The organism is Sphingobium agri, from assembly GCF_023051225.1.
Lineage (GTDB): Bacteria > Pseudomonadota > Alphaproteobacteria > Sphingomonadales > Sphingomonadaceae > Sphingobium > Sphingobium agri.
The window spans coordinates 584,465-599,417 of sequence record NZ_JALKHS010000006.1 but is presented as its reverse complement, the minus strand read 5'-3'; the positions used below and the strand labels follow the sequence as shown (position 1 = coordinate 599,417).

The 14,953-nt window shown below is 60.2% G+C and carries 13 protein-coding genes; all 13 read right to left on the bottom strand.

The features are described from left to right. Nucleotides 1-1,005, bottom strand: coding sequence for a type II secretion system F family protein (locus tag MU848_RS06110; protein ID WP_247230861.1), 1,005 nt, complete (start codon nt 1,003-1,005; stop codon nt 1-3). Continuing rightward, complete coding sequence (locus MU848_RS06105) at nt 1,002-2,360, bottom strand: CpaF family protein (protein WP_247230859.1); 1,359 nt, start codon at nt 2,358-2,360, stop codon at nt 1,002-1,004. The genes MU848_RS06110 and MU848_RS06105 overlap by 4 nt, the downstream gene beginning before the upstream one ends. Further along, nucleotides 2,360-3,568: an AAA family ATPase gene (locus MU848_RS06100; RefSeq protein WP_247230857.1), complete on the bottom strand. Its 1,209-nt coding sequence runs from the start codon at nt 3,566-3,568 to the stop codon at nt 2,360-2,362. Before MU848_RS06100 ends, MU848_RS06105 begins: the two co-directional genes overlap by 1 nt. Before the next feature lie 20 nt (nt 3,569-3,588). Further along, a complete protein-coding gene (locus MU848_RS06095) occupies nt 3,589-4,227 on the bottom strand; it encodes a TadE/TadG family type IV pilus assembly protein (protein ID WP_247230855.1) in 639 nt (212 codons plus the stop codon). Continuing rightward, a complete protein-coding gene (locus MU848_RS06090; protein ID WP_247230853.1) occupies nt 4,227-4,697 on the bottom strand; it encodes a TadE/TadG family type IV pilus assembly protein in 471 nt (156 codons plus the stop codon). The genes MU848_RS06095 and MU848_RS06090 overlap by 1 nt, the downstream gene beginning before the upstream one ends. A gap of 44 nt (nt 4,698-4,741) precedes the next feature. After that, nucleotides 4,742-6,334 (bottom strand): pilus assembly protein TadG-related protein, encoded by a 1,593-nt coding sequence (locus MU848_RS06085; protein WP_247230851.1) that lies wholly within the window; start codon nt 6,332-6,334, stop codon nt 4,742-4,744. Nucleotides 6,335-6,394: 60 nt separating this feature from the next. Then, a complete protein-coding gene (locus tag MU848_RS06080; protein WP_247230849.1) occupies nt 6,395-6,676 on the bottom strand; it encodes a hypothetical protein in 282 nt (93 codons plus the stop codon). 14 nt (nt 6,677-6,690) lie between these two features. Then, nucleotides 6,691-8,181, bottom strand: coding sequence for a type II and III secretion system protein family protein (locus MU848_RS06075; RefSeq protein WP_247230847.1), 1,491 nt, complete (start codon nt 8,179-8,181; stop codon nt 6,691-6,693). Next, nucleotides 8,168-9,097, bottom strand: a complete 930-nt coding sequence (cpaB, locus tag MU848_RS06070) for a Flp pilus assembly protein CpaB (protein WP_247230846.1) — start codon at nt 9,095-9,097, stop codon at nt 8,168-8,170. Before cpaB ends, MU848_RS06075 begins: the two co-directional genes overlap by 14 nt. Before the next feature lie 65 nt (nt 9,098-9,162). Next, entirely contained in the window at nt 9,163-9,393 is a 231-nt protein-coding gene (locus MU848_RS06065) for a Flp family type IVb pilin (protein ID WP_247230844.1), read from the bottom strand. Between the two features lie 655 nt (nt 9,394-10,048). Next, nucleotides 10,049-10,792, bottom strand: coding sequence for a DUF2569 domain-containing protein (locus MU848_RS06060; protein ID WP_247230842.1), 744 nt, complete (start codon nt 10,790-10,792; stop codon nt 10,049-10,051). Between the two features lie 211 nt (nt 10,793-11,003). Then, nucleotides 11,004-12,662 (bottom strand): sensor histidine kinase, encoded by a 1,659-nt coding sequence (locus MU848_RS06055; protein ID WP_247230840.1) that lies wholly within the window; start codon nt 12,660-12,662, stop codon nt 11,004-11,006. Between the two features lie 369 nt (nt 12,663-13,031). After that, complete coding sequence (gene uvrC, locus MU848_RS06050) at nt 13,032-14,948, bottom strand: excinuclease ABC subunit UvrC (protein WP_247230838.1); 1,917 nt, start codon at nt 14,946-14,948, stop codon at nt 13,032-13,034. Nucleotides 14,949-14,953: the final 5 nt, after the last annotated feature.

Sequence of the window (14,953 nt, the reverse complement as noted above, 5' to 3'; positions counted from 1 at the left end):
TCACACTTTCAAATCAACCATGCGGCGTATCGTGACAAAGCCGATGATGTAGAGGATGATGAGCGCGGAAAAGCCGAAGATGAACATCGGGTCCTGCGCGATATCCAGGTAAAAGGCGGGATTGAGCAGGAACAGCGCGACGAACGCCAGGATCGGCAACGCCGTCAGCATGACCGCCGTCATCCGTCCTTCTGAACTCAGCGCCCGCACCTTCATGAACAGGCTGGCCCGCTCACGGATCACCAGCGACAGATTTTCCAATATCTCGGCCAGGTTGCCGCCCGTTTCCGCCTGCACCGACAGCGAGGTTACGAACATGTGCATCTCGTTCATGTCCCACCGTTCCGCCATGCGCTGCAAAGCATCGCGCAGGTCGGACCCGTAGGTCACCTCATCGACGACGATGCCGAACTCGCTGCCGATCGGGTCCTTCATCTCCTTCGTCAGCAGGTCGAGCGCCGCTGCAATCGGGTGCCCGGCGCGCAGGCCACGCACGAACGTATCGAGCGCAACGGGAAACTGCTCTTCCATCTTCTTGCGCCGCCGCTGGCTTAATCGGCTGAGCACCATCACTGGCAGCAGCACGCCCAGCGAAACGGCAAAGGCGCCCGCCATCACGATCATGCCCGCCGTCATGCCATATCCCGCCGCCAGCGCGCCGATCACCACGATCAGGAACAGCACGCCCGTGCCAATCGCCATAAACGTCAGCACCGTGCGCGCGGGCACGCTCAGGCCAGCGCCATGCAGCGACCGTACGACGCCCAGAGCCATCCGCCCAAAGACGCTGTCATGGTTGAAGTTCATGCTGTCGTCATTGCGCCGCAACCGCGACAGCACCGTGCTCCGCTCAAAGCCCTGCGCGATCATCTTCAGCCGCTTGTTGACCACCCGCTCCTTGCCAGCGCGCGCCCGGAACCAGCCATGGACCCCCTCGATCGTCAGGATCACCGCCGCGAACAGCAGGACCAGCACGAATGCGCGGATGTAAAGCGGATTGATCATTGCACCACCGCATCGGGACGGAACAGGTCGGCGGGCAAATGAATGCCCCGGTCGGCCAGTTCGCTCATGAATTTGGGCCGGATGCCCGTTGCCTCGAAATGGCCGCGGACCATGTCATTCTCGTCCCGGCCGGTCATCTTGAAGCGGAAGATTTCCTGCATGGTGATGACCTCGCCCTCCATGCCGGTAATCTCCGAAATACTGAGCAAGCGCCGCCGCCCGTCCGACAAGCGCCCGACCTGCACGATGACGTTCAGCGCCGAAGCAATCTGCGCCCGCGCTGATCGCGGCGAAATGTCGATGCCGCTCATGCCGATCATCTGCTCGACACGGGACAGCGCATCGCGCGGCGTGTTGGCATGGACCGTCGTCATCGACCCATCATGCCCCGTGTTCATCGCCTGGAGCATATCAAATGCCTCCCCGGCGCGCACTTCGCCCACGATGATGCGGTCGGGCCGCATACGCAGCGCGTTCTTCACCAGGTCGCGCTGCGTGACCTCGCCTCGCCCCTCGATATTCGGCGGCCGCGTCTCCAGCCGCACCACATGCCGCTGCTGCAACTGAAGCTCGGCGGAGTCCTCGATCGTCACGATCCGCTCGGCCTCATCGATGCTCGCCGACATGGCGTTCAGCAGCGTCGTCTTGCCCGACCCCGTGCCGCCCGAAATGAGCACATTGCGCCGGGCAGCAACCACCGCCGCCAGCACCTGCGCCATCGGCGCGGGCACGCTGCCCAGTTCCGAAAGCCGCGCCATGCTGATCGGCACCTTGGCGAATTTGCGAATGGACAGCAGCGATCCATCGACCGCCAGCGGCGGCACCACCGCATTGACGCGCGACCCGTCGGCCAGACGCGCATCGACAAAGGGCGAAGCTTCGTCCACGCGCCGCCCGACAGCCGCCACGATCTTCTGGATGATGCGCAGCAGATGCTTCTCATCCTTGAAGCGCGCCGCCGTTTCCACCAGCCGCCCGCCGCGCTCGACAAAGACGATCTTGTGCCCGTTCACCAATATGTCGGTGACGCTCTGATCCTTCAGCAGCGGCTCCAACGGCCCCAGGCCCAGCAACTCGTCCAATATGTCGGACACCAGCCGCTTGCGCTCTTCCAGGTTCAGCGCATGCTTCTGCAACGCCAGCTGCTCATGGACGATTTCGCCCACTTCCGCTTCCACCTGCGCTCGCGACATATTTTCCAGCGCAGACAGGTTAATGAGGTCGATCAGCTTCTGGTGCAGCGCGACCTTCAACTCGGTATGCCGGTCCTCTTCCCAATGAACCAGCTCGGTATCGGTCGGTCCTACCTCGTCCCGCGTTTCAAACCGGCTGTCGCCCTTTCGGATCTGCCACATCAGCCCTTCTCCGCCGCCCGCCGCGCCTCGGCCGCCTGCACGGTGCAATCGACAATGTCGGCCATGTCCTTGCAGATGCGGCTCCGCGCCTTCAATTCCTGGATCAGCACGCCTTGATCCAGCGCAGAGCTGACCAGCGGAAAGTCGTTCGCGATGCTCAAGGTCACGGGATGATCCAGCGCTGCTGCCGCATCCTCCAGCCCGATTGCGCGGAACAGCTTCTTTTCCACCCGGTTCGCGATCACATGGATGCGCGCCGGATCGATATCCTGATCGCGCAGCAATGCGATCTGCCGTCGCGCCTGACGCAGGCTGGCGATGGTCAGCTCGCACACCAGGAATATGACTTCCGACCGCGCCACCAGCGACATCGACCAGTTGGTCCAATTGCCCGGCAAGTCCAGATAGATCGTGTCGAAGTTCCGTTGCGCCAGTTCGACCACACGAAACACCTGATCGGCATTGATCGCTTCCAGCGGCATGATCTCCGTGGGCGCGGTGACGACATGCAGCCCGGTCGGCGTTTCCACCGTGACGGAACCGAGCAACTCGGTATCGACCCGGTTCCCGGCCTGCAGCAAATCCGCCAGCGTCAGCGGCGAACTGATGTTCAGGAACGTCCCGGCATTGCCGAACTGCACATCAAAATCGAACAGGCACACCCGCTCGCCAGCCTGCTTCACCGTCCGCGCATGCAGGCTGGCCGCCTGCGTGGCGATCGTCGTTGCACCGACGCCGCCGACGCTCTTGATGATCGACACCAGAGCGCCCGTCTTGACGTCGCGCCCGCCCTTGGCGGCGATCTCCGCCCGCAGATGATCGATGGTCGCCGACAATTCGGCAGCCTGTAAAGGCAGCGCGACGACATCGTTGATCCCGCTCCGCAACAGCGCGCGCACCAGAGGGATCTCCGCATTGCGCACAGCCGCCACCACCAGCAAGGCTGGATTGGCCGCCCGCAAGGCGGAAAGCCGCCGCATGGACACCTCGTCATCCGGCTGCACCTCCAGGATGACAGCCTTCGCCTCTGCGACCAGTTGCGACGGCAAAGCCGCCCCGGCCGGCAGCATGGAAAGCGTCAACGAAAGCCCCCCCAACCGATCGCCCAGGATATCCGAAGCCGCGACCTCCTGCTCCGAAAGGATCAGATAGATGCCCTCATCCCCCACATTGAGGGTCCAACTCTCGGCCGCTTCCGTTGTGTTCACGATGCCCAAGATCTTGTTCCTCAATTTGACTGCGAGCCCTGGCCGTCTTCCATGGTGAGGGCGGCGCTGAAGCTGGGTAGGGGGACGGAGGCTCCGAAAAGTGAAAGGAGGATTGGACGAAAGGTCAGCGTGTTCGAACGTATGCTTACCCTCACGAGCGGCGAAACGTCCGATCCATTTGGGTCGCCTGCATAGCCGAGCCCCGAATAATCATAGTCGATTTGGACAGCGCTGGAAGTGATCTGAGGCATGAAGCGCCGCATACGATCAACGATGTTGTTGAACGCAGTAAGCGCCGTCGCGTTATTGCTGACGAGTGTTCCTGGGCAAGTTGCGCCGGTCTTGCACGAACAGCTCACCGCGCCTCCCGTAATGACACAGCTCGCTCCGCCAAAGGACGACTCTGGAATGGCATCACCTTGGGAAAGCCCTCCATTAATAGCGAAACTATAGGAGGCAAGGCCGTTTGGGATCATGTCCGTTGCGACGGCGTAACGCGCGCCCATCTGAGTAGCCTTCTCAGCCTCGTTCCATGTCCACATCAGGCGCCCGACATCAATGATGCCCAACAGCAGGATCAGCAGCAGCGGCAATATTAAGGCAAACTCAGCGGCAGAGGCGCCCTTTTTTTCACGGATCAGGCGAGCTACATGTCGCATCACAATCCCTGCACCGTAGCCTCGGATTCCGATACCAGATTCAATGTCGAACTGGTGAAACCGAGATTGTTGAACAGTGATCTGTAGGGCACAGTTGCAGAAACCTTTACCTTTGGTAGATCTACCATACCCTTGTATATGCCTGAATAATTCCCACCCGAAATAGTCGTGCAGCTCAATGTCACAGATACCGTTGCGGGCGTCGTCCAGTTTACCAGCCGCGCTGCGCCCCCATTGGCCACCTGACCTGTGCGGGTGACGTTTCGGGTCTTATCAACCACGTCGGTCGCAACGGAATTGGGACAGGAAAAATCGGTGAATGAGCGTCGTGCGGCGTAACGCGCGCCATCGCGCACCGCTTTCGCCACGACATGCTCACTCAGGAAATAATTGCCGAGCTCAAAGGAACCAAACATCAGGATAATAAGCATGGGCGTCACCAGCGCCATCTCGGCAGCAGCAGCAGCCATTTGGCATCGCACAAGACGGGAAAGGATTGCGTATACCATGCCCATCACTCAATCAAATAGGGCGTATATTTTTGGATATATTGCGGAGCGCTGGTCCCATTGGTCTGCGTGCCCGCACCTCCTATAACCTCAACATAAAGGTCATTTGAACTTGTGCGGCTTGGGTTACCTTTCGGTCGAACCAACGTGGGTTCGACAAGAAACACGTCAATCCAATCGATCACTTCGAGCGCAGGGCTTCGTCCTCGCACCTGCCCACCATTATTAGCACTGAGGCAATTGACCACAGCCACCGTCAGCCTTCGCCGATCTGCGCTAGCAGTTGGTGTCACCGCCGCTCCAGGCTGACACACCGGGGCGGTGAAACTGGACCGATCGCCCGACAGAGTACGCATTGGGAGCGAATTTTGGGCGGCTTCCCATCTATACACAGCGTAACGCGTCGGCTTCGTTGATGTCGAAGTTGTATAACCTAGAGCCTGTCCCGGTGTTTGCCCATTATAAGAAGTAGTGTCGGCATAAAGATTAACGCCTCCATGATTCACGCGCCAATAGGCATTTACATCCCAATCGCCATCACCAACTCGACTTTTTACAAGAGCCCCCCCACAAATGCCCTCATCGCTGACCGCATGACACTTATCGCGCGGCAGCCCCATGGCTAGCGGCGTTGTCGTAATGTCATTTGTATCGCTGGGTAGATAGGCGTCGGCATCGTCAACCAGTCGCCAGCCCGTACCGCCATTTCCACTCGAATAGGAAGCTGAAGGACAGTTGCCGCCATTACCATTACTATTCCTCTGCATAACAACATCTTTACCGACATTAGTCGATGGTGGGCAAAGACTACCGTCCGATCCGCAAACGCTGCTGATACTGCTATACATATCAAATCGCGTATTAAGGGCCTCGAACACGGAATTCGGAATCCCCGGCTCGGTTGTGACCCCATCGCCTTTCGTGCAATCAAAAGTCGTGGTGCCAAGACCCATCGCGTCGCGCAACGCATTGTTACCCGACATCCCGTTGGTTTCAAGAAAACCAAAGTTTCCTGGCGTGTACCCACCACCGTCATTAGCGATCAGCCTAAGGCCCTTACCGACCAAGGCACTTACATTGAAGCTGGTGTTGGTACTTGTTTCGCTAGGATTGCAGAGCATCAGCGGCGGAACCTTGCACACCGCTTCTCCCAATCCGGCATAGGCCGTGGCCGAAAGCGCGCCGGACGAAAATACCGAAACTATGGGCGTCAACGCAAAGAAAGCGGTGCGCGAATTGACTGTCACCTCGACAAAATTGGCTTTCGCATCGGTCAGCGTGCCCGTGTCGCTGCGGTCCTTATTCATGTAGAATTTGATGAAGCCGGTGCGGTCACAACTGGCTTCGTTCGCAATGGTTACGGCGAGACCATTCCTGTCATTAGCAAAGCGCGTGTTATTGCGGATCAGAGCACTGGCCGCGCTGGCGGCGCGACTGCAAGCATTAGTCTTCCCATCCAGCTGCGTTGCCGCCGCCAGTGCCGCTTGGTCAGCCGCAGTCTGCAACTCGGAATCCAGACTCGCCATCCGCGCATAATCGAACGCGATGCCACCCGCGGCAATCAAACCGAAAAGCGACAGGGCCACCGTTGGTGCCACCGCACCGCTGGTTGACCTCAGGAGGCTGTTCCGACGGGCAGACATGGATGAAGCCTCCCCTTACCGGCCGCCCGAACCGCCGCCACCAGACCCGCCGCCTGTGCCGGAGGTCGTGCTGATGGTCGCGGGCTTCTTCACCTTGTCGGTGCGGTAGCGTTCGATCGCGGCCGCGCTGCGGGCGCCGTCACCGCCTTCGGCTAGCGCTCCTTCATAGCGCGGCTCGGGGTTGATCACCTGCACCGCATAGTTGCTGCGCACCGCCCCGCCAAAGGTCGGGTCGTTGGCGGTACATCCCGCCAAAGCCGGACCAACCAGCATCGCCGCGACGATCAACCGGCCCATGGTCATCCTCTCCCTCATAGCTCATATCCACTCTGCGCCGCGCCCGCCGGTGCCGGATCAGCCGGAGCCGGAGCCGCAGGCCGCTTCGAAGACGGCGGCATCGCGTCGGGATTGATCGGATTGATCCCCACCGCCTTGTCCGTGCGCCCCATCAGGAACAGGTCCAGCTCATGCGGATTGCCCACGCGGTCGGTCGGCAGGCGCACATCCTCCGCCCGCATCGGCTTTACGAGGCGCGGCGTCACGATCATGACCAGTTCGGTCTGCTGCTTCTGGAAGCCGGTCGAGCGGAACAGCGCCCCGATGATCGGGATCGATCCCAGCACCGGCAGCTGCCGCACCGTATCCTGGAAGTCGTTGCGCAGCAGCCCCGCGATGGCAAAGGACTGCCCATCGCGCAGTTCCACCACCGTCTTGGCCCGCCGCGTCAGCAATCCCGGCACCACCAGCCCGTTGATCGTCACCGAAGCCGAAGGATCGATCGAGCTGACCTCCGGCTCCACCACCAGGTTGATGATGCCGTCGCTCAGCACCGTGGGCGTAAAGCCCAGGCTGACGCCAAACGGCTTGAACTCGACCGTGATGCCATTATTGCCATTGCCGCCCCCGCCGCCGCCATTCTGCACGACCGGGATCGGGAATTCGCCACCCGCCAGAAATGACGCAGTCTCACCAGAAAGCGCCACCAGCGTCGGTTCGGCCAGCGTCTTCACCAGCCCCTTGCGCTCCAGCGCATCCAGCGCGGAAAAGATGTTGAGGCTGCCGATCTTGTACGCCCAGGTCCCCACCCCGAAGGCATCGGACAGGCCATCCAGTGCGATCGTGGGCGTCCGCCCATTGTTCGTCGGCACGATCGAGTCAGCCGACAGATCGCCGATGCTGCCCGCGGTCCTGTTGCCGACAAAGCTGTGGTTCAACCCGATATCCTTCGCCGCCGACCGGTTCACCTCCGAAAAGCGCACCTCCAGCATCACCTGCTGCGAAGCACCAACCGACAGCATGTTGACGACCTTCTCGTCCCCACCCGCATAGGTCCTGGCGATCTGCACCGCGCGATCCACCGCCGAAGCGCTCGACACCGTCCCCGTCAGCACCACCGCGTCATTGGAAATGCGCGCGCCGATCTGCTCGCCCGGGATCAGCTCGGACAACTGCCGCTTCAACGTCACGACGTCCGGCCCCACCGCCACATCGACCACCGCGATCAGCATGTTGCGGCTATCATAGAGGGTAAGGCTGGTCGTCCCCACCTTCTTGCCCAGCACATAGAGCGACCGGTTGGTCATCGGCAGGATGTCGGCGACCTCCTGATTGCCCACCAAAGCCTTGGAAAAAGGCCGATCGACCGTCAGCACCTGGCTCTTGTTGAGCGGCACGTCCAGTTGGCCCGCATGATCCACATTGCTCGCGGTCAGCGAGGCGATCTGCGCCGGAGCGGACGTCGCCACCCCGAAAGCCAGCGCCGTCCCCAGCGCCAGCATGGACAAGGACTTAGCGGGAACCATAGCGCTTCACCTCATAGCTGGTGCCGGTCGTGCCACGGACGATCTCGACCGATGCGGTCGCTGGCAGAGCGGAAACATTCCTGGGAACAGCACGGCGCGGCGCACGCATCACGGGCACCGGAGCAGGCAGATAGGCCGCTTCGGCGATCCGGCCACGCGGAGCCGAAAAACCGCCGACATAAGCCCCGTCGCGCAGGTCCTCCGTCCCCACCGTCTGTACCGCCGGGTTGGGCTCATCGGTCACGTTGCGCAGAACCAATGTCAGCTGGCCGACCTGCTGGCCCAGAACCAGCTTCTGCGCATCGACCTGATTGACTTCCAGCGTGGCGGTCTTGCCGATTGCCGGATCTTTCGAACTGTCATTGGCATTCTGGTCGATCGCGATCACGCGGATATTCTGAAGCAGCACATCGGTGATCTGCTGACCGCCGCCGCCCATGCCGTCCTGCGCGGTCCGTGTGACGAAGACATCCACGGTGTCGCCCGGCAGCACAAAGCCGCCCGCCGCCGCCACGTCGCTCACGCGAACCGCCACAGCACGCATTTCGGGCCGCAGCACACCGGACATGGTGGCGCGGCCTCCCTCTGCGGACAGCTTGGATGTCAGGATCGGCTCACCCGGCTCGATCTGCCGCAGCACCACACGCTGCTTGCCGAGAGACGTGAGCTGGACCGGATCACGAAAAGCACCGGGAGGCACGGAAGCCGCAGGCCAATCGACCACCCTGATCTTTTCCGGCGTCACCGCCGTCCCAAAGGCCAGCGGCATCGACGCGACGACGACCTTGGCCATACCGCCTTGCGGCGTTGCCTGCGCCTGCTCCGCCCTGCTCAAATAGCTATTGGCGACAAATACCGCCGCCAGACCCAGCAAGATCGCGAAGCCAAGAAAGATTAGAGATCTGCGCTGCCCCACGACAACTCCCCCCGGAATTGTGGATTAAGTCTGGCCGGCCGCAGCGCGGCCGGCCCGTCTTCAGCTTAGGTTGCGGGCGCGCCCGTGGAGGAAGTTCCACAATCTGCAGCGGTCGGACCGCTCGTGCCGCCGACGCCCTTGATACAGGTCACCGCCTTGTTCATGGAACTATCGATCGCATCGCCCAAGTTCCATGCGGCAATCGCAATACCCGTACCCACAATCGCCAAGATCAGCGCATATTCCGCTGCCGAAGCACCGCTCTGATCATTCCAAAGCTTCTTGAAGAAAGTCATGTCTTTTACCCCTATTTGACCGGAAACCATTTTCCCGGCTGCTCTCGCACAGTTCTGCGGAGGGGCCTTTGCCACCTGGCGACCCTAGCGTTGGTGTTCCCCTTCGCCAGGCAGTTGGGCAGTTCCCGTAGAACTTGCGTTCAAAATGAACCAATGAAGGGGCAAGTCAACATGGTAAAAAATATGTCCATTTTTCAGTCCGTTAAGTCGATTTTTTGTTAACCATTTTCGTTTTCCCTACTTACCGCAGCAAGTAACCCGTAAATATTTTATAATATATCTTTGGTTATATATCGGTCGAAAAACAGAGAAATACTTTTATTTTCTTTCGCATTATAGGTCAAGTTAGGCAAATATAACTTACTGACCATATTTAAATGACCAATTTACTGATTCTCTATTGCAGTATTAATTCTAGTATAATCGCATAATTAACGATATATATCTATGGCCGCTCATGAAGGATCCTCTCCTAATTCAGATCAGATACACAGCCTGAGAGTCCACCCCTTCCCTCTTGTAGGACGCACCGCTTTGCGGCTGCACAGTCGGCCAGGGTCACGCTCCGGCGCGAATCAGCAACAGCTCGACGTCTCGAAAAACCGAATCATCTGCATGGATTTGCGCGCCGTAAAAGGAGCGCCAGCGCATCCCGTCAGGCGCTTACCCTGTTACGAAAAGTGATGTTCACCCGCTCGGACAACAACAGGTACGGCAACCACAGAGCGACACTGATCAGTACCTTTTTCACATTCCCGCTCAGCAGATCCGCCAGCGCCATTTCCACCGCCGGGGGAACATCTCCAACTCGAGCGACGAATTGCGCGATCCCCACTTGCGCCATCAGGTCCACGGCCCACACCATCGCCAGAAAGCGGGGGAATAGCGGCACCATCCGCAACGCCATCGCGAATGCGAACATGTAGAGGCATGACAGCAGCACGACGTCAGCCAGCATCACCGCATAAAGGCTGATGAACCAGGTCGGTGCATAGCTTCCCAGCGCAGGCACCGCACTTAAGAACTCAAGCGTGCGCACCGGCACATTGAGCGCGATGCCCAGCAGCAACGACGCCATCACGCCATATAGGCCGAACTGCGACATCTCGCGCGCTTCCAGGCAATCGACCTTGCGCCACCGGCCCAATTGCGCCAGCCGCAAACCAGGTTGCGCGTGCAAACGCCCCGCCGGAAACAACTTGAGGCCCAATAGCAGCGTACCCACCGGCGCACCGACGACGAGCATATAGGGCAGCAGGCCCAATCCACTTGCCCAGGGCGCATCGGCATAGGGCGTGGCCGGAAATGCCAGCCGCAGGCCGCAAGCAAAGGCGGCGATCAGGATCCACGTGCCGACGATGCGCTGCAAATTCAGCTGTAATGACAGCACCAGCGCCACGCTTTTGCGGTAAAGATGATCCTGAACCAATCGCACCATGGAAACCGGACCTCCGCTCACCGCATCATCGGAAGGGTCATCTATCAACCATTCTGGTTAACCCGGGGTAAAACGCCCCCGCCGCCTCAAAAGTTCTGCGAAGCCCCACGCAAGGACAATCGAACCGCAAGGTACAGCAGCGCCCCTTCCTATCACTTGCAGTCAGCCCTTTTCACTTCCGGGGCACGGTAATCTGGATCATCGTTCGCCCACCGATATTCCGTAGATATACTTCGCCGCCCAACGCCTGCACTCGCCGCATCAACGACCGGGATTGCACCGCGCCCGTGGACCCCAGCCTCGCAAGATTGGGCACGCCATCATCGGTCACATGCAACGCAATCCGGTTGCCCGCCGGTTGCAGCGAAAACTCCACCGCATGCGCGCCTGCGTGGCGGACCGCATTGGCGACGATCTCACGGACCGCGAAACTCAGTTCGCGTCCGATCATCGCGCTGGTCGCGCAATTGCCGTCCTCCACCCGCAGCTCGCATCTTATGCCCCATTGCTCCGCCAGCGACCGCACGACCATCGACAGCGTCTCGGGCAGATAGGCGAAATCCTCATCATCCTCGACCGGATTGATGATCCATCTGATGGTGCCGATCTGATCCTTGGCAATCCGATCCACATTCGCCAGCACTGGAAGGGGATTGTCGATCGTCCCGTTCAGCACCGGCGCGACCTGATAGCGGATACTGGCCAGCGCCTGCAGCACGCTGTCATGCAATTCCCGCTGCAACCGCTCGCGCTCACGCGCCCCGGCGATGACATGGGCAAGGTCCAGGCTGTTGCGGACCATCATCTCATCGCAGGCGCTTTCAAATACGCGCTGCGCGATCGCCGCTGCATCTTCATGCGTCGGATCATCCAGCTCGACGGCGCCCACGGCATCGAACGTGCCCAACGACACCCGCAGCGTCATCAGCGTTTCCGCGTCCAGCATGGCCGCCCAGGCCCGCCCTCCGGGGCTCAGAGGGGCGAGATGGCTTATTCCGTCCTGTGACAGGCCGATCGACGCGCCACGGCGGCAGTCATGCCAGCCCGTCTCCACCGCCAGCAATCCATTGCTGCCCTCGGGCCTGGTTTCGCCGAACCGGCTCGACGCAAATCGGTAGGCTTCGGTGCTCGCCGTACGGAACAGCACCGCCCCATTCTCGCTCCCCGTGGCGATCTTCAACGCCTGCAGCAGAAAGGGTTCGGAACCGCCCTTCACAAGCGGCAAACTGCCTTCCGTCAACCGCCTCGCCTTTTCCTCCTGCAACAACTTCTCACGGCGCGGGCCAAGCAGCATGCCCGTCACCACTATCACCACGGCAAGATAGAGCACGCGCAGCGCCACGCGTTCCGGGTCCGGCTCGGACGGCACCTCGACGATCTTGTCCATCCAGACCGTCAGCAAGGCCGTCATGGCCGCGAAAGCGCCGACCAGAAGGTGGAAGCGGCTGCGCACGATCAGCGCGATCTCGATGGCGACGAACAGGCTGCCGAAAAAATAGGGGCTGTCCGACGCGTTCGTCACCACCAGCAGCGACAGAAACAGCAGCGCGTCCAGAAAAACCACCGGCTTTCGGATACGCATCTCCGTCACCCACGACCGCGCCGACAGGATCAGTGCACCCAGCGCGAGCAGCAGCATGGCGAAGATGATGCCGTTCTCCGCAATCTCGGCCCAGGATCGCGGCGAAGCGAATGCAAAGCTCACCACCGTATAGACGAGGGCGAGCACAAGGCGTGTGACGTCCAGCATGCGCCACGGCCGAAGCGCGGAAAGGCCAGCCCGGGGCCGCCTTCTGAAAGCCCGCAACATCTCCGCATGTCCATTGGTCATGCTGTCACAACTCCGCCTTATTGGCAGTTATATTTTCAGATATATGCCTTTTGATAAGTATTCATTCACTTTACACAGTGAAGGTAAAGTGAACGCAGATTGCATCTGCTAAAAAGGATGATCATCAAATGACGTTGATGAGATATGCCGATGGAATATCTCCACGACATTGAACAAGCTCAAAGGCTTTTCCACGACCCTTCTCCTCCGACCCGCGCCATAATTGTCAGCGTCTGGAAAGATCATTGCAGGAGTGCAACCACAAGGCAAGAGCGGGAGGAAGAATCACGCCGAAATCAGGCACATATCTCCACGATCTCATTTCGATTCCGTAACAACATCGCGGAAAAACCGTGTTTTCCCGCTACTTCATTCATGAAAATAATCATAAATCTGCCGCGCCACAGCTTTCGAAACGCCCGGCGCCTTCAGCAAATCTTCCAACGCCGCACTCTTCACCGCCTTCGCCGTTCCGAAATGCATCAGCAGCGCTTTCTTCCGCGAAGGCCCGATGCCAGGCACCTCGTCCAGCGAGCTGGTGGAAATGGCCTTGCTCCGCTTCTGCCGATGCGCCCCGATCGCAAAGCGATGCGCCTCGTCCCGCAACCGCTGGAGGTAGAACAGCACAGGATGGTTGATCGGAAAGCTGATCTCCCGCCCGTCGGGCATATGGAATATCTCCCGCCCCTCCCGTCCATGATGCGGCCCCTTGGCAATGCCGATCATGCACACATCCTCGATGCCCAAGTCTTCCAGGATCGCGCGCGCCGAAGACAATTGCCCCTTGCCGCCGTCGATCAGCACCAGGTCGGGCCACTCACCACTGTCCCGATCAGGATCCTCCCGCGCCGCCCTCCCAAAGCGCCGCTCGAACATCTCCCGCATCATAGCGAAATCGTCGTTCGACGTCTCCGGGTTCTTCATGTTGAACTTGCGATAGGCATTTTTGCGGAACCCCTCCGGCCCCGCGACCACCATGGCGCCCAGGGCGTGGCTGCCCTGGATATGGCTGTTGTCATAAATCTCGATCCGGTCAGGCACTCCGTCCAGTCCGAATGTCTCGACCATCTCCTCAAGAACCTTCGCCTGGGTCGTCGTTTCCGCCAACCGTCGGTCCAGTGCCTCGACCGCATTGCGCTGCGCCTGCCGGATCAGCCGCGTCCGCGTGCCTCGTTGCGGCACCTCGATACGCACTTTCGCACCAGCCCGTTCGCCGAGCGCCTGCGCGATCAGTTCACATTCCATAGGCGTGCGATCGGACAGGATCAGGCGTGGCGGCGGCACTTCCTCATAAAATTGCGCCATGAAGCTCGCCAGCACCTCATCCTCCGCCACTTCGGCCGTATGGACCGGAAAGAAGCTGCGGTGCCCCCAATTTTGTCCCCCGCGAATGAAGAAGGCTTGGATGCACATCGCCCCGCCCTTGGTCGCCAGCGCGAAAATGTCGGCGTCACCCAGCCCTTCCGCATTGATCGCCTGACTACCCTGGATAAAGGTCAAGGCCTTCAGCCGGTCGCGCAAAACAGCGGCCTGCTCGAAATCCATGGCTTCTGAAGCGGCCTGCATCGCCTCGCCCAGCTTCTTCTGCACGGCCGTCGACTTGCCGCCCAGAAAATCCTGCGCATCCTTGACCAGCTCGGCATAACCAGCCTCGTCGATCCGCTGAACGCAGGGCGCGGAACAGCGCTTGATCTGGAACAGCAGGCAGGGCCGCGACCGGTTCGCGAAAAAGCTGTCGGTGCAACTGCGCAAAAGGAACAGCTTTTGCAGCGCATTGATGGTCCGCGTCACCGACCCGGCGCTGGCGAAGGGACCATAATAGCGCCCCTTATATTTCCGCGCGCCACGATGCTTCTGAACGCGCGGGAAGGAATGATCCTCCCGCAGCAGGATGAACGGAAAGCTTTTATCATCGCGCAGCAGGACATTATAGGGCGGCCGAAACCGCTTGATCAGCTGCGCCTCCAACAGCAGCGCCTCAGCCTCGCTGTTGGTGGTCACGATCGTCATGGACCGGGTTTGCGCCACCATCCGCTGCAACCGCTTCGGCAGCCGATCGACCTGAGTGTAATTGGCGACCCTATTACGCAGCGCGCGAGCCTTGCCCACGTAAAGCACGTCGCCGCGCGCGTCCTGCATGCGGTAAACACCAGGCCGCGTCGGCAGGGTCTTCAACGTGGTACGGATCGCTTCCACGCCCGCCTCGATGTCCGGGTTCCCTGCCCCCCTTACAGTGAAGCTGGCTTTATCCTCGTGAAAACGGTCGGGCGATTGGGGATGCGACATGGTTG

Bases quoted from the DNA above. Each gene is read 5' to 3' on its own strand.
- MU848_RS06105 (WP_247230859.1), bottom strand. From the start codon at position 2,360: ATGTGGCAGATCCGAAAGGGCGACAGCCGGTTTGAAACGCGGGACGAG.
- MU848_RS06080 (WP_247230849.1), bottom strand. From the start codon at position 6,676: ATGGGCCGGTTGATCGTCGCGGCGATGCTGGTTGGTCCGGCTTTGGCG.
- uvrC (WP_247230838.1), bottom strand. From the start codon at position 14,948: ATGTCGCATCCCCAATCGCCCGACCGTTTTCACGAGGATAAAGCCAGC.
- MU848_RS06090 (WP_247230853.1), bottom strand. From the start codon at position 4,697: ATGGCTGCTGCTGCTGCCGAGATGGCGCTGGTGACGCCCATGCTTATT.
- MU848_RS06065 (WP_247230844.1), bottom strand. From the start codon at position 9,393: ATGACTTTCTTCAAGAAGCTTTGGAATGATCAGAGCGGTGCTTCGGCA.
- MU848_RS06055 (WP_247230840.1), bottom strand. From the start codon at position 12,662: ATGACCAATGGACATGCGGAGATGTTGCGGGCTTTCAGAAGGCGGCCC.
- MU848_RS06110 (WP_247230861.1), bottom strand. From the start codon at position 1,005: ATGATCAATCCGCTTTACATCCGCGCATTCGTGCTGGTCCTGCTGTTC.
- MU848_RS06075 (WP_247230847.1), bottom strand. From the start codon at position 8,181: ATGGTTCCCGCTAAGTCCTTGTCCATGCTGGCGCTGGGGACGGCGCTG.
- MU848_RS06095 (WP_247230855.1), bottom strand. From the start codon at position 4,227: ATGCGACATGTAGCTCGCCTGATCCGTGAAAAAAAGGGCGCCTCTGCC.